The following is a 21,513-nucleotide window of genomic DNA, read 5'->3' on the forward strand; positions in this document are numbered from 1 at the left end:
GAGGCCCGCATGTCACGCGTATCCGTCGAATACAAAGATCACATCGCCCATGTCACGCTGACCCGTGGTGACAAGATGAACGCGCTGGACGATGCCATGATCAAGGCCATCCTGTCTGCAGGGCAAGAGGTTGCCGCTTCGGATGCCCGCGCCGTTGTGCTTTCCGGGGAGGGCAAAAGCTTCTGTGCCGGGCTCGATATGGCGAGTTTTGCCAAGATGGCGCATATGGATCCGACAGAATGGCTGATGACCCGCAGTCATTCGGACGCCAACGAAATGCAGGAACTGGCGCTTACGTGGCGGCGCGTACCCGTGCCGGTGATCTGCGCCATTCAGGGTGCTGCTTACGGCGGTGGTTTGCAGATCGCGCTGGGCGCAGATGTCCGAATTGCACATCCTGAAAGCAAGCTGGCTGTGATGGAGATGAAATGGGGCATCATTCCTGATATGGGTGGCATGGTTCTGTTGCCCCATTTGGTACGGTCGGACGTGCTGCGCTTGCTGACCTACACCGCGCGTCCCATAGGAGCGCAGCAGGCGGCCGAGTGGGGTTTGGTTACCAAGCTTTCGGATGACCCACTGACCGAGGCCCTGGCTTTGGCTGAGGACATCGCGGGCAAAAGCCCATCCGCCATACGTGCAGCCAAACGCTTGATCGAAGTGGGCGAAACCAAAACACGTGCCGAGGTCTTGTTAGAAGAGTCCGCCGAGCAGGTCGAACTGATTGGAAAGCCCGATCAGATGGAGGTCGTGATGGCGCAGATGCAGGGCCGCAAACCCGAATTCAAATGAACGATCTACTACTGAATCGACTGGTCGTTTAATCCAAGCCCTTGAATGAGATAGTACGCTTCAACATGGCATCTTTTCGGGTGCAAAGCCCGTCGTTAGGTGGTTCAACAATCGTTCGGTTGTCAGTTTGCGAATGCAAAAGACCCTGAGAAAACTCAACCTCAATTCACAACCGGACCTTAGCAGGGGATTAAAGCTAGACCTTATGCCTATCTTTTGGTCACGAGATAGGCGATGCCGCCGGCCAATAACCCCCAAACAGCAGCGCCCAAACCAAACACTGAAATTCCAGAGGCTGTGATGGCAAAGGTCAGGATCGCGGCTTCGCGTTCGGCGGGCACTTCCAGCGCCGCGTGGGTGGCATTGGCCAGGACGCCAATCAGTGCGATGCCGGTTAGTGTCCCCATCAGCAATGGATCGGCATGTACGGCGAAACCAGTGATTGCTACGGCGAAGACCCCAAACAGACAATAAAACACGCCTCCCATAACTGCTGACCAATAGCGCTGATCCGGGTCAGGGTGGCTGTCTTCGTTCGAACACATCGCAGCAGTGATCGCGGCGAGACAGGTGGCAGGGGCGCCGAAAGGAGCAGACAGGATGCTGGCTGTCCCGACCGAAGAGAACAACCGACCCGGGGCAGGTGTGTACCCAAAGCTGCGCATCACCGCGATTCCCGGGATGTTTTGAGTGGCCATTGTGACGATGAACAGGGGAATGCCGATGCCGATGATTGAGGCTAACGAGAAGGTCGGCATGGTCAATACTGGCGCCGCGATGAAATGGGACGGAGCCACAGAAGAGTCGCCAGAGTTGAGCACAACTACGATCGCTGCGGCGACCACAGCCGCAGGAACGGCGAACAGGCGATTGATCCGTCCCGCGATGAACCAAGTCAGGATCACCGGCAACGCTTGCCAAGGTAAATCTACGGCGGCTTTGAAGGGTACGATACACAGCGGCAACAGAACGCCGCCCAACATCGCCTGGGCGAGAGTTGTAGGGATCGCAGCTGCCAAACGCCCAAGCGGTCGCCAAAGACCAGCAAGTATCGTAAGGGCCCCTGCACAAAGAAACGCACCGACTGCCTCAGAGAAGCCTGCCGCGGGGGTCGCCGTAACGGCTAGTAAGGCTACACCCGGGGTCGACCATGCCACGCTGATAGGTTGCCGGTACCAGAGGCTGAGCGCTATGGCCGTCAGGCCCATTGCAATCGCAGCCATCATCAGACCCGATGCGGACTCGGATGCCGAGGCCCCCATCGCAGCCAGACCTTGCAAGACAATTGGGAACGAACTGAAGAAGCCTACAATGGCGACCACAAGCCCGGTGGAGACAGTTTGAAACGGTGGGACTGCGCACGCCATTGGAACCTCAGGGGGGATGAACCCTCACTTGCTAACAAGGGTTTAGCGGCGGGGACAAGTCCCTTGGGCAAAAGAAAACCCCACCGCTGGTTTGGCGGTGGGGTTGATGTGTTTAGGGAGAGATAAAGGTCAGGCGATCTCGGCCAGGCGGGCCAGAGCTTCGTTCAATTTGGCCTCTTCCTCTTCGCGAGCGGCGAGGTTGGCTTTGGCTTCTGCGACAACCTCTTCCGGGGCCGAGGCCACGAATTTCGGGTTGTTCAAGCGACCGCGCAAACCGCCCAGTTCCTTAGCCAGTTTGCCCTTGGCTTTCTCCAGCCGCTCTTTTTCCGCGCCGATATCGATGATGTCCGCCAGCGGCAGGCCAAAGGACGCGCCAGGGGCGGCGATCGAGATTGTGCCTTTGGGCAGTTCGTCTGCCTTGGTCAGGCTATCGATCCGTGCCAGACGTTTGATCAACGCTTCGTTGCGATCCCATGCGGCTTGGCCGTGATCATCGATCGCGGTCACCAGCATTGGCACATAAAGGCCAGCCGGAACACGCATCTGCGCGCGCGCTGAACGAGTGTTTTCGATCACCGAAATCACCCAGTTCATCTCACGATCCGCGTCGGCATCCACCAGATCCGCGGCGGAGTAGCTCGGCCAGTCGGCGTGAACAACCATCTTAGCGCGGTTGCCGGTCAGGCCCCACAGCTCTTCGGTGACAAAGGGCATGATCGGGTGCAGCAGGACCATGCACTGATCCAGAACCCAGCGCATGGTCGCGCGGGTTTCGGCCTGTGCTTCGGCGTCATCGCCTTGAAGCAGAGGTTTCGACAGCTCCACGTACCAGTCGCAGACCTTGCCCCAGACAAAGGCATAAAGCCCGTTGGCCGCGTCGTTGAAACGATAGCTTTCCAGCGCTGCGTCGACTTCTTCACGAACGCGGGCGGTTTCGCCAATGATCCAACGGTTCACGGCGGCTTTGGGTTTCAAGTCAGCCACATCCAGTTGTGGGACGGCGTCGGTGAAGACCTCGTTCATCTCGGCAAAACGAACGGCGTTCCACAGCTTGGTGCCGAAGTTCCGGTAACCAGTGATGCGCTCCTTGGACAGTTTCAACACACCGCCTATCGCCGCCATAGAGGCGTTGGTGAAGCGCAGCGCGTCGGCGCCGAATTCGTCCACGATCTCCAGCGGGTCGATTACGTTGCCGGTGGTCTTGGACATTTTCTTGCCCTTCTCGTCGCGGACGAGCTGGTGCAGGTAGACGGTGTGGAAAGGGATCTGATCGACCACAGCCAGTTGCATCATCATCATCCGGGCGACCCAGAAGAACAGGATGTCAAAGCCGGTAATCAGAACGTCCGTGGGGAAGTACCGTTCCAGCTCCTCGGTTTGCTCGGGCCAGCCCAGCGTGCCGATCGGCCAGAGGCCGGAAGAGAACCAAGTGTCCAGAACGTCGGGGTCGCGCCAGACCGGATAGACCAGCTTGGTCGGGTCTTGTTCGACCGCGTACTGAGCAAGGCTCTCGGCGAATTGATGGATCGCTGCCTGCTTATCAGCGACTTCGATAACGGTCGCGTGGCTCAGCGGGCTCGGAATGTTTGCGTTGTCGTCGAGAAATTTTTCGGTGACAGCCTCAAGGCTCGCGGCACATTCCATGACATTGCCACGGTGTAGCATGCCGCCTTCGTTCAGCAAGCGGCCCAGCTCGACCAAATCAAGGTCGCCGTCGTTTTCGTCATCCTTGAAGTTCTCAGCCGAGAGATCGAGGCCATACCAAACCGGAATCTGATGCCCCCACCATAGCTGGCGCGAGATGCACCAGGGCTCGATGTTTTCCAGCCAGTGGTAATAGGTCTTCTCGCCCGACTCGGGGATGATCTTAACCGTGCCGTCCTTGACCGCATCCAGCGCGGGGCCAACAACCTTGGCAGCATCAACGAACCACTGGTCGGTGAACATCGGCTCGATCACGACTTTTGAGCGGTCGCCGAAGGGCTGCATAATTGGTTTGCTTTCGACCAGCGGCACAAGCTTGTCCGCACCTTCATGCTCGGGTTTCAGAGCGGTTGATCCCAGGCGCGCATCATCGGCGCGGCACATTACGGCCAGACCGTCATTGGTAATCTCTTCGACGACCTTCGCACGCGCTTCGAACCGGTCCAGCCCACGCAGGTGATCGGGAACAAGGTTAATCGCGTCGATCTCGTTCTCGGTGAACTCACGCCCACGCGCATATTCCTGCGCCTTGCCTGCTTCGTCGGCGTAAGGTGCACCGTCAGCCCGCATCGCGCCTTTGGTGTCCATCAGGCGGTACATCGGAATGCCGCCGCGCTTGGCGACCATGTTGTCGTTGAAGTCATGCGCACCAGTGATCTTCACCGCGCCCGAGCCGAAATCAGGATCGGGATAGTCATCGGTGATGATCGGAATCTGACGGCGATGCTCTTTCGGGCCAACCGGGATTTCGCAGAGCTTGCCGACGATGGGCGCGTAACGCTCATCTGACGGATGAACTGCAACCGCGCCGTCGCCCAGCATGGTTTCGGGTCGGGTCGTGGCGATCGAGATATAGTCGCGCTCTTCCTCGAGGATGACGTTCCCGTCCTCGTCCTTTTCGACGTAGGTATAGGTTTCGCCGCCGGCGAGTGGGTATTTGAAGTGCCACATGTGGCCCGCGACTTCGATATTCTCGACCTCAAGGTCCGAGATCGCGGTCTCGAAATGCGGGTCCCAGTTGACCAGACGCTTACCGCGATAGATCAGGCCCTTTTCGTACATGTCGACGAAGACCTTGATGACCGCGTCGTGGAAGTTGGCCGAGTTCTCGTGCCCCGTGCGCGGGTCACCTGCCGCACCGGCCATGGTAAAGGCGTTACGCGACCAGTCACAGGAGGAGCCCAAACGTTTCAACTGCTCGATGATCGTGCCGCCGTATTCGCCTTTCCATTCCCAGACTTTCTCAAGGAACTTCTCGCGGCCCAGCTCGCGCCGACCGGGCTGCTGGGTGGCGGCCAGCATCTTTTCGACCTGCATCTGAGTGGCGATGCCCGCGTGGTCTTGACCGGGCTGCCATAGCGTGTCGAACCCGCGCATCCGGTGCCAGCGGATCAGGATGTCCTGCAGCGTGTTGTTGAACGCATGGCCAACGTGCAGCGCGCCTGTCACGTTGGGCGGCGGGATCATGATGGTAAAGCTTTCGTCGCGCGATTTGTTCGCGCCTGCCTTGAAGGCTCCGGCCTGTTCCCAGGCTTCATAAATGCGGGCCTCGGCCTCGGCCGCGTTGAATGTCTTTTCCATCGCCATGGGTGCGTCCTGCGTCATCAATCTCGGGTCAGCGCCTGCAATAACGAATGCGTGCAGGAAGGGGAAGGGTCTGCGCGTGCTCTGGACAACGATCTACCGCAGCCTAATGTCGCCTTTGAGGCAGCGACAGGAGCATCCCATGGAAAAGTTCGGAAAGAGCCAGCCGGTTAAACGGACCGAAGATCAGCGCTTTTTGACCGGGCAGGGAAAGTACATGGATGATGACGTTCCAAGCGGAGCGCTGGTTGCTGCGTTCTTTCGCAGCCCTGTCGCGCATGGGCGGATCACCACTCTGGATTTGGACGCTGCCCGTCAGGCGGACGGGGTGCATTTGGTAATGACGCTGGATGATCTCGCCGATGCAGGAATCGACACGGTTCTGAATGCCGCGACAGTGACTAACCGGGATGGATCGAAGGCGGCGGCTCCAGATCGTCATATGTTAGCCAAGGACCGCGTGAGGTTTGTCGGTGAGCCAGTCGCGGTGGTGATCGCTGAGACCGAGATGCAGGCGCGTGATGCGGTTGAGCTGATATGGATGGAAACCGAAGGTCTGCCTACCAAGCTGGATGTCGATGCCGGAGGCGAGCCGCTGCACGAAGAAGCTCCCGACAATCGTGCGTTTGATTGGGGGCTGGGCGATGAGGCCGCAGTCGAGGCCGCTTTTGAGAACGCTGCTCATACGGTTTCTCTGAATGTGGAAGACAACCGGGTGATCATTACCTCGATCGAGCCACGCGGTTGTCAGGCGCAATGGTCCGATGGGCGTTTGCACTTTGCCTACGGAGGGCAAGGTGTCTGGGCCATGAGGGCGCAGATGGCGCAGAAGCTGAAACTGGAACCCGAGGCCATCCGCGTCACCACTCCAGATGTGGGCGGTGGTTTTGGCATGAAGGTGATGCCGTACCCTGAGTATTTCTGTGTAGCAGGCGCTGCGATGAAATTGGGCCACCCCGTACATTGGATGTCAGATAGATCCGAGGCGATGCTGTCTGATCATCATGGTCGAGATCTGACCTCGCTGGCCGAACTGGCTTTTGACAAAGATCATCGGATTACGGCCTATCGCGTACATAGCAAGGTGAACCTTGGTGCCTACAACAGCCACTTTGGACAGGCGATTCAAACAAACCTGTTCAGCAAGGTGTTGATGGGCGTCTATGACGTGCAAAACACATATTTACGGGTTGAAGGTTTTTATACCAACACCACGCAAGTGGACGCCTATCGCGGTGCCGGCCGGCCCGAGGCAATCTATGTGTTGGAACGCGTGATGGACCGTGCAGCCCGTGAATTGGGGGTCGACCCTTGGGAACTGCGACGAAAGAACTTCATCAAACCAGAGAGCTTTCCTTACACGACCGCAACGGCCGAGACCTATGACGTAGGTGATTTTGACATGGTTCTCAGGCTGGCCGACAGCCAAACCCGCGGTTTTGCTGAACGCAAGGCTGCTGACGCCGAACGCGGACTAATCCGAGGTCAGGGCCTTTGTTACTATATCGAAAGTATTCTGGGCGACCCTTCTGAGAATGCGAAGGTTGAGTTCTGTGAGGACGGGACAGTGAATCTATATGTCGGCACCCAATCCAACGGTCAGGGACATGAGACAGTGTACACCCATTTCCTGTCGGATCAGACCGGGATTCCGATGGATCGAATAAACGTGGTGCAAGGTGATAGCGATCAACTGCCCCATGGCGGAGGTACCGGCGGTTCACGCTCGGTCACTGTGCAAAGTACGGCGACTCTGGCCACCATTGACGTCATGATCGCGGCTTTCACACCCTATCTGGCCGATAAGATGGGCGTAGATGAGCGCGAGGTGAGTTTTGATCATGAAACCTTCCGCGCCCCAGGGTCGAACCTGACACCGACATTGACCGAGGCCGCTGAAATGGCCCGTGCGGATGGCCGTACCGATTTGCTGCAACATCAGGCGCGTGCCAACCTCGATGCTCGCAGCTATCCCAATGGCGCACATGTTGCCGAAATCGTTATCGATTCTTACACCGGCGAAACATGGGTGGACCGCTATACGGTCGTTGATGATTTCGGCAATCTTATCAACCCGATGCTGGCTGAGGGGCAAGTGCACGGCGGCGTGGTTCAAGGCATCGGTCAAGCGTTAAGTGAACGTGTAGTACATGATGCTCAGGGGCAACTGCTCACGGCTTCGTTGATGGATTATGCCTTGCCCCGTGCCACTGAGATACCCATGATAAAGTTTACCTCGGCGCCGGTTCCGTCAACTTCAAACCCGATGGGGATGAAAGGATGCGGAGAAGCCGGCACCGTAGGCGCGCTGGCTGCGGTGGCAAACGCAGTGCAGGATGCGCTTTGGGATTACGGGGTGCGGCAGGCAGATATGCCGTTCACGCCCCTCAGAGTATGGGAATTGTTGACACATGTTTCTGACGCGGCTGAGTAAAAAGGTACTGGGATGGCTCGGGCGGCCTCTCCGGTCCGAGCACTCGGCCGAAGGATTGCATCGCGAACCAATTAGTCACGTTATTATCCTTGATGGCACTATGTCGACGCTGGAGCCCGGTTTCGAAACCCATGCGGGTCAGACGCTGCGCCTGTGTAATGAAATGGGCAGCAGAGTATCGGTCTTTTATGAGTCCGGAGTGCAGTGGGATAATTGGAAATCTTCACTGGATGTCATGATGGGGCGCGGTATCAATCGCCAAATTCGCCGCGCATACGGTTATCTTGCATCGCGATACAAACCCGGTGATCGCATCTATTTCATTGGTTATTCACGCGGTGCTTATGGCGTGCGCAGCTTGGCTGGTGTCATCGACATCATTGGTTTGCTCAAGGCTGAGCATGCAACCGTCCGAAACATCAAACAGGCATACCGCCATTACGAGTGTAACGCCAACGGCAAAGCCGCCGCCGCTTTTCGTCGTCAGTTTTGCCACGAAGAAGTGGCAATTGAGATGGTTGGGGTCTGGGACACGGTCAAGGCGCTAGGTTTGCGCCTTCCGCTTTTGTGGCGCTGGGCCGAGGAACGGCACGCCTTTCACAACCATCAGTTGGGTCCGGCCACCCGACATGGTTACCACGCCATGGCATTGGACGAAACGCGTGAGGTGTTCGAACCTGTGCTGTGGAAATGTACACCTGATTTTAAAGGTCACGTCGAGCAGGTCTGGTTTCGCGGCACTCACGGAGATGTAGGGGGGCAATTGAATGGATTCGAAGAAGCACGTCCCCTTAGCAACATTTCCCTGATCTGGATGTTGGACAAGGCCGAGTTGCACGGGCTGCCTTTGCCCGAAGGCTGGCGCGATCGTTTCCCCACCTCAACGACAGCGCCTTCTGTTGGAACCTGGCGCGGGTGGGGCAAGATTTTCCTGCTGCGTAAACACCGTAAGATTGGACGAGATCAATCCGAACGCCTGCATGTCTCAGTCTCACCTGATGATCTGCCGGGGTGGGTGCCGATGCCGGATTTGCCGTCTCACCCAGCTCAGTAGGGTCAGGTCGGAACGCAGACGTTTCCGACGGATTCGATTAATTTGTCTGGTTCATTGACCAAATCAAACCGCCACCGTCTTGGGGACCAGTTGTAAGCTTTCTGACCTTCGGGGTGGTCAACAAGCATAACGCCGTGAAAGAACCATTCTGACGTGGACTTATATCCTGTTTTTTCAGTGTAGAACGCAAACCCACGCAATTCGGATAGGGTGGTGACCGGTGAATCCGCCTGATGGCGACCAATACAATAGGGAAACCCCTCCGAGATTGCTTGGGCTTGGATCAGGACCATTGGCACTGTGAGCACAGACCAAAGTGCTGCAAGTGCCGAAATCAAGACACCAGCCTTCGCGACGCGGGGAGGACGCGTTTTGCCCTCGCTTCCCGACCAGATGAGAATGCTGGAAGCTACGGCAATCGTTAGCGTGATGCCGTGAACATACTGTGTGTTAGACCCAAGTGAAAAAACTGACGACGCGAGGGTGAGAAAAAGGCCGTAGGCCAAGGCTAAAAACGCGAGAACGCGCGCAATGTTCCTTGCGATTTGACGCGTGCCTAACAGCGCAGCACAACCAACAACCGCAGGGACAAGTGGTGCGAGCCAGGCGGAAACGTACATAACCTTGGCATGAAGGGGCGCAGTGTGCCCGAGAAGGTTCTTGGAGAAAACCGCAGGGTTCAGCGGTTGCATGTACGCCGCAAAGATCAATGCTGCGTAGGCCCAGAAAAGTATTCTAAGTCTCAAATGCGGGTTAATATCTGAAACTTTCTAGAGGCAACAAAAAAAGCTGGCCACCCACTCATTTAAATTGGACAGCCAGCTTATAGATTTATCCAGTGTTTAGCCTGATGCAAACACCGACAATACTGGTGCGCATCACGCTCAGGAAGTTACCGCCGACGGTCGCGGCGCGAGCTCATGGGCTGGAAGGCTACGCCCACATGTGCCTCGCAATAAGGTTTGCCAGCTTCAACGGGCAGGCCGCAGAACCAGAAATCCTCGGTTGCGGGGTCTCCGACGGGCCATTTACAGGTTTTCTCAGTCAACTCCATCAGCGTCAGCTTCTTAGCCTTTTTCTCAACCTCGTTGACCTTGGCCAGAGCTTCGGGGCTGATTTCGTTGGCTGAGGGTTGCGGAGGCAGCGGTTGCCCGGCCGGAATGATCTGACGGCGGGCAGGAACGGCTGGTTTCGCCTCGGCCGCTGGGGCAGGGGCCGGACGGGCCGGTTCTGTTTTGGGTGCTGGTTTTGGCTTTGCCTCGGCTTTGGGCGCGGGCGCCGGTTTTTCCTTGGGCTCGGCTTTGGCCGGAGTAGCACCGGTTGCGCGGTTTGACAGGCCCAGGCGATGCACCTTGCCGATCACGGCGTTGCGGGTCACACCGCCCAATTCCTTGGCGATCTGGCTTGCCGATTGGCCCTCGCCCCACATTTTCTTAAGAAGTTCTACGCGCTCGTCAGTCCAGGACATGGGTTGCCTTTCAAAAGCGGAAAGCGGCCCCCGATTCGGGCCGCCTTGGGAATTCGTCTCAGCGCCCTATTTTAATCTCTGTGGTCCGAGTTACAAGCGGTCTTCGAATCAGCTATGGGGCAGACATGCAGAATCTTATGGATCAGGACGCGCGCCGTTTCGGTGCGGTCAATTGGATGGGCCTCTACACGCTGGCCAAACGTGAAACCCTGCGGTTTCTGGCTGTCTGGACGCAGACCTTGCTGGCGCCGTTGGTTACCGCAGGATTGTTTCTATTGATCTTCACCATCGCTATCGGGCCAGGGCGGCCGGATGTGATGGGTGTACCGTTCCTGGTCTTTCTCGCACCGGGGATCATGATGATGACGGTCATCCAGAATGCGTTCGCCAATACCTCGTCCTCGATCATTATCGCCAAGGTTCAAGGGAATATTGTGGATACCTTGATGCCGCCGTTGTCTCCGCTAGAAATCCTTTTGGGCTATCTCGCTGGCGGTATCGCCCGTGGTGTTTTGATTGCCTTCGTTGTTGCCAGTGCGTTTCTGCTTTTCCTGTCTATTGCTCCACAGAATCCGTTTATTACCCTGATCTTCGTGATCCTCGGTGCCGCTTTCATGGGAGCGTTGGGTTTGTTTGCAGGGATTTTCGCTAATAAATTCGACCAAATGGCGGCGATCACCAACTTCATCGTAACGCCGCTGGCCTTTTTGTCAGGCACCTTCTACTCGGTCGAGGCTTTGCCTCCGTTGCTCAACAAGTTGAGCCACCTGAATCCGGTCTTCTACCTGATTGACGGACTGCGCTATGGAATGATCGGTGTGTCTGACAGCTCACCGTGGTTGGGCATGGTCTTCTGCACGGGCGCAACGCTCGTGGTTGGTACAATCACATGGCAGATGTTGCGTACAGGTTATCGTCTCAAGGCCTGACGCTGCCGTGTTTCCCGCCAAACCAGAATCAATCCGCCCGCCAGAATAATGGCGGATCCGATTTGGCTGACTGAGTCTGGTACCACGTCGAACGCTATGAAATCATAAAAAGCCGCAAAGATCAGAGTCGCATAGCTGATCGGGGCAACGAACGAAGCGTCGGCTCGGGCCATGCCATTAACAAAGCATGCCTGAGCGCACGCCATTAGTACGCCGATTCCCGCCAGTGCCGCCCATTGGGCGGGCGTAGGCATTTGAAACACAAAGCTGACCGCGACCGAGGCGATCGTTAAGCCCATCGCGTTATTGATCAGCAGGATCTGAATCGGAATTTCCCGGCCGGAGAGTTTCTTGATGAAAATTAGTTCCATTCCAATCGAAGCGGCAGCGGCCAGAGCCAACAGGGCCGCAGGCTGAAAGCTATCCGGTGTCGGGCGCAACAGAATTAAAGCTCCGGCCAAAGCTACAGCAGCCGCCAGCCATCGCCACGGGCCGACCCCTTCTTTAAGAAGTGGGATTGCCAGAACCATCGCAAAAACCGGGTTCAGAAACGAGATTGCGGTCGCGTCTGCGATGGGGATGAAGGCCACGGAAGCAAACATTAAGGTGATGCCCACCCAGCCAAAGCTCGTCCGTCCAACGTGGAGCCCCCAGTGTGGCCGGCGTAATTGCGGGCGCATGATGCCTACCGCACTTACGATCACCAGAAAGGCAAACAGAAATCGCCCGTGACTGATCTGCATTGGATGCAGTGCCGGACCTAACGTGTCCGTTCCAAGTGCTTTGGCAAGCAAAGTTGTGCCCGCGATAAATGCGCTGGCAGAAACAATCAACAAGGCCGCAAGGGTGGGGTTTTGGCGCACAGGGGGCATGGCCTTAGCGGTGGGCCAGCGACAGCCAAATAGCAAGTCAGAAACAACGTCTCATGATGAAATTTCGGACAACGGAATTTTCAGGGTTTTCAGACGGTCCGCGCCTCGCTATACGCGCGGTCATGATCAAAAACGCAAATATCCTGCGACTCCGACGCCGACGCATTGCTGCGTAATCGGCCCGTTTGATCTTATGTGCGCTTAGAATCCGCGCACTTTCCACCAAATCAGTTGACGAACCCTGCCTTCGTGTATCACTCACGGGGCTCAACATATCGAAAAGGATGATCCGATGATCCCGTCCGTTCTGCCGACTTATAATCGTGCGCCCCTGACTTTTGTGAAGGGCGAAGGCGCTTGGCTGACCGAGGCGGACGGCCGACGTTTTCTGGACCTCGGCGCTGGGATCGCGGTGAACGCACTGGGCCATGCGCATCCGGCGCTAGTAGCTGCGCTGACCGAGCAGGCACATGCGTTGTGGCATGTTTCGAACCTCTACCAAATCCCTCAGCAACAAGCGCTGGCGGACAAGCTGGTCGAGCACACATTCGCTGACACGGTGTTTTTTACGAATTCGGGCACTGAATCCTGCGAGCTGGCCGTGAAAATGGCTCGCAAATACTTCTATGACAAAAACCAGCCCGAAAAGGTTGAGATCATCACCTTTAGCGGCTCGTTTCACGGTCGTTCCTCTGCTGGTATTGCGGCGGCGGGGTCGGAAAAGATGACCAAAGGGTTTGGCCCACTGTTGCCCGGCTTTGTGCACGTCACATTCGGCGATCTTGACGGCGTAACCAATGCGATCACCGAAAACACTGCGGCTATCCTGATCGAGCCGGTACAGGGTGAAGGCGGTATCCGTCCGGTGCCTGATGCCGAGCTCAAAGCCCTCCGTCAGATCTGCGACGAGAATGGTTTGCTCTTGATCCTTGATGAGGTGCAGTGCGGCGTCGGACGGACCGGCAAGCTGTTTGCGCATGAATGGTCAGGGATCAAACCGGACGTCATGATGGTCGCCAAAGGGATCGGCGGTGGCTTCCCATTGGGTGCTGTTTTGGCCACAGAGGACGCTGCGAGCGGTATGACAGCAGGCACCCATGGGTCAACATATGGCGGTAACCCGCTGGGCTGCGCAGTTGGCTGTGCGGTTATCGATCAGGTGGCAACGCCTGCTTTTCTTGAGGGTGTGAATCGCAAGTCAGGCTTGTTGCGTCAAAAACTGGAAGGGTTGGTCGCCGACCATCCCGAGGTTTTCGAAGAGGTTCGGGGTTCGGGCCTGATGTTGGGTTTGAAGTGTAAGCCAACCAATATCGACGTGGTGAATGCGGGTTATGACAACGGAGTTATCACCGTTCCTGCCGCCGATAATGTGATCCGTTTGTTGCCTCCCCTTACCCTGACAGAAGATGACATCGCACAAGCGTTGATCCGTCTTGAGAAGACCGCCGCTAAAGTCGAAAGCAACCTGGCTACGGCCTGAGATTCACCCGAATGAAAAGTGAAATGAAATGAACCACTTCCTCGATATCCACAAAACCGACGCGGGTGAACTGCGGAACATGATTGATCAGGCCGGCGCGATGAAGCAGGCCCGTCTTGGGCTGCCCAAAGCAGCCTTGGACGAAGAGCAGCCCTTGGCCGGGCGCATGGTGGCCCTGATCTTTGAAAAGCCTTCGACCCGGACACGGGTGTCCTTTGACGTTGGTGTGCGCCAGATGGGCGGCGAGACTATGGTTTTGTCCGGAAAGGACATGCAGCTGGGCCATGGTGAAACAATCGCCGACACCGCCCGAGTTCTGTCGCGCTATGTCGATATGATCATGATCCGGACGTTTGATGAAACCATCCTGACCGAGATGGCCGAGTATTCGGACGTGCCAGTTATCAACGGCCTGACAGACCGCACTCACCCATGCCAAATCATGGCCGATGTGCTGACATTCGAGGAGCATCGCGGCCCGATCGCAGGAAAAAAGGTTGTCTGGACAGGAGACGGCAACAACGTCTGCGCATCGTTCTTGCATGCGGCTGGGCAGTTCGGGTTTGACCTGACCTTTACCGGCCCGGCGCAGTTCGATCCGGAAGAGGAATTCATGGGCTTTGCCCGCCAAAAAGGTTCAAAAATCGTTGTTGAACGTGACCCTTTCAAAGCGGTGGAAGGTGCTGACCTCGTCGTTGCTGACACCTGGGTCTCAATGCACGATTCCCAATCTGCCAAAGAACGCCGTCACAACCTGCTGCGCCCGTACCAGGTAAACACTGAGCTGATGTCTCACGCCAAGCCTGATGCGCTGTTCATGCACTGCCTGCCTGCGCACCGCGAGGAAGAGGCGACGTCTGAGGTTATGGATGGGCCGAACTCGGTGATCTTTGACGAGGCAGAGAACCGCTTGCATGCGCAAAAAGCCGTAATGCGCTGGTGCCTTGGCGTCTAACTAAAGCTTCTTAAAGTCCTGAAACCAAATAAGGCGAGTGTGCAAACGCTCGCCTTTTGTGTGTTGGTATCTCAACCGTTCGCAAAAGTGCTCCGACCTGAATTCTAAATACTCAGGCGCGACTAGCGCACTCATAGTGTGCATTCATGCCGGTGGCCTCAAAGAAAATCGGCCTATATTCTGCATTAGTGAACACTGAAAGTTTGGTCGCAGGAGAGCAATCATGAGTTGGAATCCAACCCACAGCCCGGAATGTGTATCGGATAAATCGGCGCTAGAGACGTTAATCATACCCCGAGCCCGCGACTTGGGTGGGTTTGAAGTGCGCCGTGCACTGCCTTCGATCAAACGTCAGCTCGTCGGCCCTTTCATTTTCTTTGACCAAATGGGACCTGCTGAATTCATCACCGAAGGCGGTATTGACGTACGTCCACACCCTCATATCGGACTCGGTACTGTAACGTATCTTTATCAGGGCGAGTTCGAGCACCGCGACAGCCTCGGCACCCATCAGATGATTTACCCGGGCGAGGTAAACTGGATGGTCGCTGGTCGTGGCGTTACCCACTCCGAACGCACCAGTGCCGAAACACGCGCGAAGAAACACAGTTTGTTTGGAATCCAGACCTGGATTGCCCTGCCCGAAGCTCATGAGGACATGGCACCGGATTTTGAGCACCACAAACAAGCGGATCTGCCGCATATTCAGGACAAAGGGGTGAGCGCCCGTTTGATCCTTGGTTCAGCTTATGGTCAGGCCAGCCCGGTTAATATGCTGTCTGAAACCTTCTATTTGGATGTTGTGCTTGACCCCGGAGCCTCTTTTCCTCTCCCCGATGATCACGAAGATCGAGGTGTATACGTCACACAGGGGCAAGTTGAGATCGCAGGCGACACTTTTGACGAAGGTCGGATGATGGTGTTTCGCCCCGGCGATAAGCTTTCGGTCAAAGCTGGGCCTAAAGGGGCACGCCTGATGCTGCTTGGCGGGGCGACCCTCAACGAGGATCGCTATATCTGGTGGAACTTTGTTTCGTCTTCGAAAGAGAAGATTGAAACTGCGACGCGCGAATGGAAAACGGCAGATTGGGCCAATGGCGCTTTCCATCTGCCGCCGGGGGACGATCAAGAGTTCATTCCGATCTCGCAAGAATTGGAGCGCACCCGTCCTCGATTGGCCCGCTGACCAGACGTAAGATGGTCTTGCCCGCGCTCAGGATCCCGGCAATCCTGATGGCAGGGGAGGCAGGCTATGAAGATCGTGATCGCAGGCGCGGGTAGCATTGGGTGCTATTGCGGAGCTTTGTTGGCGAATGCGGGGCACGAGGTCACGTTGCTTGGGCGCCCTCGCATTCTGAACCCGATCCGACAAAATGGCCTTACCGTTACAGATTTCTCGGGTCTGCATTGTTACATTGCGCCACAAGACCTGAAATTGACTACAGATCCCGTATACCTTGCCCAGGCTGAGTTAGTAGTCGTGACCGTCAAATCCGGCGCGACGGCGCAGATTGCGGCTGACATTGCGGGTCATGCACCCAAATCTGTACCTGTACTGTCTTGGCAGAATGGTATGGAAAATGGACGTGTATTGCATGAGACCCTGCCGAACCATGACGTGCGCGCCGGGATGGTGCCATTTAATGTCGTCCCGTCCGGAGTTGCAGGATTTCACCGCGCAACGTCTGGCGACATCGTCATTCAAGGTGGACCCGGGGCATTGGGGCAACATCTGAGTAGTCCCGCCCTCCCAGTAGTTGAGAGCGATGAAATCGAAGCGGTCCAGTGGGGCAAGCTTGTGATCAATCTGAACAATGCGCTGAACGCGCTGTCCGGCCTGACCCTGAAAGAGCAGTTGCTGGATCGAAATTGGCGCCGCCTGATGGCGGATCAGATGGCTGAGGCCCTGGCCGTTCTCAAGTCGGCGGGCCATTCGGTTGCATCGACGACACCGCTTCCTGCTTGGATGACGCCTCATATATTGCGCTTGCCGACCCCGGTCTTTTCCCGGATTGCAGCCCGGATGTTGACGATCGACCCAAGCGCACGCACCTCTATGGCCTATGATCTGATGGAGGGGAGATCGACCGAAATCGATAGCCTGCAAGGAGAAGTCATCCGTCTCGGCAACAAGTTTGGCGTGGCGACTCCTATCTGCGCTAAAGTTCAAGCTTTGATCGAAAGCGGCCCAAAGCAACCGCTTTCGCCAAGTCAGATAGTGGGGTGAAGCGTGCCTAGTGGAATGCAGTCAACACCCAGAAAATAACCGCCGACATGGTTGCAGCCGCGGGAACGGTGACGATCCAAGCAGCGACGATGGTCATGAAATGCGATCGGCGCACCAGTTTACGTCTCTGGTGCTCTTCGCGCGCTAACCTGCGCTCGGCTGGACGTTGACGGTTCGACTGTTTCCACCGACGGTCCGAATGCCATTCGCGGTAGAAGCCAACGCCAAAGACGGCCCCAACGGCAATGTGTGTGGAGCTGACCGGGAGGCCAAGCCAGCTAGCGACGATCACTGTAATCGCTGCGGATAGTGCTACGCAGAAGGCCCGCATCGGGTTCAGCTTGGTAATCTGGCTGCCCACCATCCGGATCAGCTTGGGCCCAAACAGGAACAAGCCGAACGAAATGCCAAAGGCGCCGATCACCATAACCCAACTGGGGATCGTCACTTTCGCAGCAAAGTCACCGAACTCTGCCGCATGCACGATGGCGGCCAGCGGGCCAACCGCATTGGCCACATCGTTGGCCCCGTGGGCAAAGCTGAGGAAGGTTGCGGAAATGACCAGAGGCAGGCCAAACAGTGCTTTCAGAGACCGAGTGCGGTTTTCCATCCCCTCGGATTTGCGGCGGACCCAAGGGACCGTGACAGACCAAGCCATCACGCCCGATAGGAAGCCGATAAGCAGAGCAATTTCCAGATCTACCTTCACAATCCGCTTCAAGCCTTTTACGGCCAGATACGTCGCGAACGCCCCTGCCATAAGTCCCACGAGGATCGGAACCCAACGCCGTGCAGCAGCGATCTTGTCGTCCTGATATTGTACTTTGGCCTTGATGAGCGCCAAAAACCCAGCCGCAATTACTCCGCCCAAAACAGGTGAGATGACCCAGCTGGCTGCAATCGCGCTCATCGTTCCCCAGCTAACGGCGCTCAGGCCGGCGGCTGCGATGCCTGCGCCCATTACGCCGCCTACGACTGAGTGTGTGGTCGATACCGGAGCGCCAATCCATGTGGCCAAGTTTACCCACATAGCCGATGAAATCAGTGCTGCCATCATTGCCCAGATAAACACGTTACTGTTCTGGACAGATGCAGGATCAATGATCCCTTTCGAGATAGTCGACACCACGTCTCCACCAGCCAAGAGCGCCCCCGCACTTTCGGCAATTGCGGCAATAACGATGGCTCCGCCCATAGTCAGTGCGTTGGCTCCCACGGCGGGGCCCATGTTGTTCGCAACGTCGTTGGCGCCAATATTGATCGCCATGTAAGCCCCAAATGCCGCTGCGGCGATAACAATCAGCCCGCCATCTGCCTGACCGAACAACACTGCGGCCGACAATCCAGCCAAGGCAATAAAGGCCAAGGCAATGCCCGGAGCCAGCAGTGGGCGAGCCACGTGGACGTTCGCAGTCTCAACGCGGGAAATTCGGTGCAGATCGCTGTCCAGTGCCTGCCAGCGGGTTTTGGCGTTCGAATTTGACATAGGGGTTCAACAGTTTTTTTGATTGACGTAGGCCGCTACTCGGATTCCTCGTCGCGGGCAACCATCTGTCATCAAATTGTGACCAAACTTTTACATTGAGCGGAGCAAGGCGCTCAATTCAGGCTCTCTGACCAGGTTTGCGGCCTCTTCCGGTGGAAACCATTGCCGTTTACGCTGTGTGACCTCTGGAAACGTGTCCGCAAGGTCTTTGACGTCAATGCGATAGACACTGGTTCGGACTGGTAGGCCAGAACCGTCGTTCATAACCTTGTCATAAGTGAAGTGACCCACTGGCACCTTGTACAGGCGCTCAGATCGCACACCGGCCTCTTCCCATGCCTCTTGTTGCGCGGTTTCGGCCCCGTCCTTGCCGTCCATCGGCCAGCCTTTTGGTATAACCCAGCGTCCGGTATCGCGGCTGGTAATCAACAGAACCTGCTCACCTGCTTCTGTTTGACGAACGCACAATGCCGCGAACTGCACCCTTCTGGGGCGCAGGAAAAGTGGTCGGGCGACCTCTTCCCACACATTTCGCAGCCATTTTGTCATTTTTAGATCACTTGCGCGCGTTTTCAGTCAAAGGAGTGACATAGCAACGTAACGCGAATTCTTCAATAATCCTGTCGGTGATCAGATTTTTCCCGTTTGCGCAAAGCACGATTTTCAGTTGAGAGGGCCTAATTGCCGACCTGCCGCGCTTCAGTTGCGCCGCTTGGCGCGCAAAGTTGGGTCAGCTTGGGTCGGATCCTCAGGCCAGGGGTGTTTTGGATACTGCGCGCGCATGTCCTTGCGGACATCTGCGTAGGATCCGGCCCAGAAACCGGGTAGGTCTCGCGTGATTTGAATAGGGCGCTGCGCCGGAGACAAAAGCGTGATCTTGAGCGCTTCACCTCCAACAACTGGGTGTCGCGTTACGCCGAACAGTTCTTGCAACCGTACCGAAATTTCAGGCACCGCGCCGCCATAATCGATTGGAACCTTGCGTCCCAAGGGTGTTTCAAATGATCCCGGTGCGCGGCGGTCCAACTCCTGAGTTTGGTTCCAGTCCAGCCGCGCGCGCAATGCGGGCAGTAAGTCAAACCTCTTCCAGTCTTCGGCATTGCGCACACCGGACAGCATGGGCAGGAGCCAGTCTTCTAGTGTCTCCATGAGGCCGTCAGGAGAGAAGTCGGGCAGTGCGGCGCCTTCGGCCCGTACAAGCTCGACCCGGGCTGCCAGTCGTGCCGCAGGCCCGTCCAGCCGCAGTCCAAGGTCACGAATGCCGTCCAGCATTGCACGAGCAACCGCGTCGTCAGGTACGTCCTTCCAGATGCGATCGTCCAGAGTGATCGCTCCTAGCCGCTCTTGCTTTCGAGCCACGACCCGCCGATCGCGTCTGGACCATTCGCAAGTCTCGACCCAACTAATCTGGTCTTCGAAAAGGTTGCGTATTTCGCTTTCGGTGATCTGTGCGGCCATTCGAATCCGCGCTTCGCGGGGGTTCCCGTCGGTATCGGTGACCACAAGGAACGGCGCGTTCGCCAGTGTATCGCCGCTATCTAACACCACCCCTTTACCCCCCGAAAGAACATAGCGCGGTATATCGCCCTTGCGGCGCTGTCCAATTCGATCGGGGTAGGCCAGCGCGGCCAGGGCAGCGGTGCTAAGATCGCCTGATCCGCCTTGGGTTCGAAGGCGTTTGACCTCGGCTTTGATACGGTCCAAGGCACCGGTATTAACTTGCCAAACACGGTTGCGCCGGAATGAACGGATGTCGCGCAATGCTTCGAGCCGCAGCAATAGGTCAGCAGGAGCACCTTTAAGCGGGTCGCGGTCTGCCATGAGGGCGGCCAGAGGGGCTGCTCCAGCCCCGCCTAGGACCAACATGTGCCCAAGTCGCGGGTGAAGAGGCAATGCAGCCAGCGCTTGCCCATGATCGGTAACACGGCTTTTGTTATCCAGAGCGCCGAGCATCCTTAGCAAGCTACGCGCTTCTGCAAGCGTCCCCTCGGGGGGCGGTGTTAGAAACGCTAAATCAGCAGGGTCTGCGCCCCAAAGTGCTAGTTCCAGCGCCAGCCCCGTCAAATCGGCGGCTTCGATCTCGGCAGGGGGGTAAGCGGCCAAAGCCCCTTCCTCGCCTTTGGACCAAAGGCGGTAGCAAACGCCTTCGGCCACGCGTCCAGCGCGCCCAGCACGTTGAGTGGCTTCGGCACGCGTGACCCGCTCTGTGACCAGCCGCGACATGCCCGAACCCGGATCAAATCGTGCCCGTCGGGCTTGCCCCATGTCTATCACCACACGAATGTCGGGAATGGTCAGTGAGGTTTCGGCTATCGAAGTCGCCAGCACGATCTTGCGCCCGGTTTCCGCTGGTGCAATGGCGGCATGCTGAGCGGTGAATGGCATTGCGCCGAATAGGGGGCGCACCGAGCAATCGCCGGGCAGCCGTCCCGACAAAGCTTTTTCAGCGCGTCGAATCTCGCCTTCTCCTGGCAGGAAGACCAGCATACCGCCTTCGGTTTCACGTTCGGCCTGAACTACTAGATCGACCAAAGCATCCAGCCGCCGTGCCTGTGCCCCTAAAGGGCGTTGCAGCCAGCGTGTTTCCACAGGATAACTGCGCCCCTCCGAAGTGACGAGCGGGGCGTCCATCAGCCGCCCCACAGGGCCGGCGTCCAAGGTCGCTGACATTGCCAACAGGATCAGGTCATCCCTAAGCGCCTCGGTTACTTCAAGGCACAAGGCCAGCCCGAGATCGGCGTTCAGAGATCGCTCGTGAAATTCGTCAAAAATTACGGCGCCAATACCCGGAAGATCAGGATCTGATTGAAGCATTCTTGTCAGAATACCTTCGGTCACAACTTCGATCCGAGTCGCCTTGGAAACTTTGGCATCGCCTCGCACCCGGTAACCAACCGTTTCGCCAGCGCGCTGTCCCAGTGTTTCAGCCATTCGCTCTGCCGCCGCTCGCGCAGCCAACCGTCTTGGTTCCAACATGACGATCTTGCCGTCACAAAGACCCGCGTCGAGCATTGCCAATGGCACGCGGGTTGTTTTGCCCGCGCCCGGGGGGGCCTGTAGAACGGCGCGGCGCGAGGCCCTCAAAGCTGCAAGCAGATCGGGAATGGCATCGTCTATGGGCAGGCGTATTGTCATCCCGGCTTTATCCGCCAAGTGCCAAC

16 protein-coding genes are annotated in these 21,513 nt (G+C 57.1%); 8 read left to right on the forward strand and 8 right to left on the reverse strand.

Features of this window, described 5'->3' with window-relative positions; all coding sequences use genetic code 11:
- Window positions 1-9: 9 nt before the first annotated feature.
- Window positions 10-792 (forward strand): crotonase/enoyl-CoA hydratase family protein, encoded by a 783-nt coding sequence (locus tag ACR0EO_RS13745; RefSeq protein WP_480690822.1) that lies wholly within the window; start codon window positions 10-12, stop codon window positions 790-792.
- A gap of 209 nt (window positions 793-1,001) precedes the next feature.
- On the opposite strand, the gene ACR0EO_RS13750 is transcribed toward ACR0EO_RS13745, so the two are convergent.
- A complete protein-coding gene (locus ACR0EO_RS13750) occupies window positions 1,002-2,159 on the reverse strand; it encodes a benzoate/H(+) symporter BenE family transporter (protein WP_480690823.1) in 1,158 nt (385 codons plus the stop codon).
- Window positions 2,160-2,288: 129 nt separating this feature from the next.
- Window positions 2,289-5,450: a valine--tRNA ligase gene (locus tag ACR0EO_RS13755; RefSeq protein WP_480690825.1), complete on the reverse strand. Its 3,162-nt coding sequence runs from the start codon at window positions 5,448-5,450 to the stop codon at window positions 2,289-2,291.
- A 139-nt stretch (window positions 5,451-5,589) separates the two neighbouring features.
- Here ACR0EO_RS13755 and ACR0EO_RS13760 point away from each other — a divergent pair, with 139 nt between their 5' ends.
- Window positions 5,590-7,881: a xanthine dehydrogenase family protein molybdopterin-binding subunit gene (locus ACR0EO_RS13760; RefSeq protein ID WP_480690827.1), complete on the forward strand. Its 2,292-nt coding sequence runs from the start codon at window positions 5,590-5,592 to the stop codon at window positions 7,879-7,881.
- Window positions 7,859-8,935, forward strand: a complete 1,077-nt coding sequence (locus tag ACR0EO_RS13765) for a DUF2235 domain-containing protein (protein ID WP_480690829.1) — start codon at window positions 7,859-7,861, stop codon at window positions 8,933-8,935. The genes ACR0EO_RS13760 and ACR0EO_RS13765 overlap by 23 nt, the downstream gene beginning before the upstream one ends.
- A gap of 2 nt (window positions 8,936-8,937) precedes the next feature.
- On the opposite strand, the gene ACR0EO_RS13770 is transcribed toward ACR0EO_RS13765, so the two are convergent.
- Window positions 8,938-9,627, reverse strand: a complete 690-nt coding sequence (locus ACR0EO_RS13770) for a hypothetical protein (protein ID WP_480690831.1) — start codon at window positions 9,625-9,627, stop codon at window positions 8,938-8,940.
- Between the two features lie 200 nt (window positions 9,628-9,827).
- Complete coding sequence (locus tag ACR0EO_RS13775; protein ID WP_170377923.1) at window positions 9,828-10,403, reverse strand: GcrA family cell cycle regulator; 576 nt, start codon at window positions 10,401-10,403, stop codon at window positions 9,828-9,830.
- A gap of 125 nt (window positions 10,404-10,528) precedes the next feature.
- Between ACR0EO_RS13775 and ACR0EO_RS13780 the strand changes: the two genes are divergently transcribed.
- Entirely contained in the window at window positions 10,529-11,332 is an 804-nt protein-coding gene (locus ACR0EO_RS13780) for an ABC transporter permease (protein ID WP_480690833.1), read from the forward strand.
- Here the strand turns inward: ACR0EO_RS13780 and ACR0EO_RS13785 are convergent.
- Complete coding sequence (locus ACR0EO_RS13785; RefSeq protein ID WP_480690835.1) at window positions 11,314-12,204, reverse strand: DMT family transporter; 891 nt, start codon at window positions 12,202-12,204, stop codon at window positions 11,314-11,316. The genes ACR0EO_RS13780 and ACR0EO_RS13785 overlap by 19 nt on opposite strands.
- Before the next feature lie 292 nt (window positions 12,205-12,496).
- Between ACR0EO_RS13785 and ACR0EO_RS13790 the strand changes: the two genes are divergently transcribed.
- From ACR0EO_RS13790 to ACR0EO_RS13805, 4 genes are all read left to right on the forward strand, one after another.
- Window positions 12,497-13,684, forward strand: a complete 1,188-nt coding sequence (locus tag ACR0EO_RS13790; protein WP_480690837.1) for an acetylornithine transaminase — start codon at window positions 12,497-12,499, stop codon at window positions 13,682-13,684.
- 28 nt (window positions 13,685-13,712) lie between these two features.
- Window positions 13,713-14,639, forward strand: a complete 927-nt coding sequence (argF, locus tag ACR0EO_RS13795) for an ornithine carbamoyltransferase (RefSeq protein ID WP_480690839.1) — start codon at window positions 13,713-13,715, stop codon at window positions 14,637-14,639.
- A gap of 223 nt (window positions 14,640-14,862) precedes the next feature.
- Window positions 14,863-15,825 carry a pirin family protein gene (locus ACR0EO_RS13800; RefSeq protein WP_480690841.1) on the forward strand — a complete coding sequence of 321 codons (963 nt, stop codon included), beginning with the start codon at window positions 14,863-14,865 and terminating at the stop codon, window positions 15,823-15,825.
- A gap of 66 nt (window positions 15,826-15,891) precedes the next feature.
- Window positions 15,892-16,866 carry a 2-dehydropantoate 2-reductase gene (locus ACR0EO_RS13805; RefSeq protein ID WP_480690842.1) on the forward strand — a complete coding sequence of 325 codons (975 nt, stop codon included), beginning with the start codon at window positions 15,892-15,894 and terminating at the stop codon, window positions 16,864-16,866.
- A gap of 7 nt (window positions 16,867-16,873) precedes the next feature.
- On the opposite strand, the gene ACR0EO_RS13810 is transcribed toward ACR0EO_RS13805, so the two are convergent.
- From ACR0EO_RS13810 to hrpB, 3 genes are all read right to left on the reverse strand, one after another.
- On the reverse strand, window positions 16,874-18,352 hold the full coding sequence (locus tag ACR0EO_RS13810) for an inorganic phosphate transporter (protein ID WP_480690844.1): 1,479 nt from the start codon (window positions 18,350-18,352) through the stop codon (window positions 16,874-16,876).
- Between the two features lie 90 nt (window positions 18,353-18,442).
- Complete coding sequence (locus ACR0EO_RS13815; RefSeq protein WP_480690846.1) at window positions 18,443-18,901, reverse strand: NUDIX hydrolase; 459 nt, start codon at window positions 18,899-18,901, stop codon at window positions 18,443-18,445.
- Between the two features lie 150 nt (window positions 18,902-19,051).
- A complete protein-coding gene (gene hrpB, locus ACR0EO_RS13820) occupies window positions 19,052-21,487 on the reverse strand; it encodes an ATP-dependent helicase HrpB (RefSeq protein ID WP_480690848.1) in 2,436 nt (811 codons plus the stop codon).
- Window positions 21,488-21,513: the final 26 nt, after the last annotated feature.

It is taken from the genome of Ruegeria sp. BE9, from assembly GCF_056538765.1.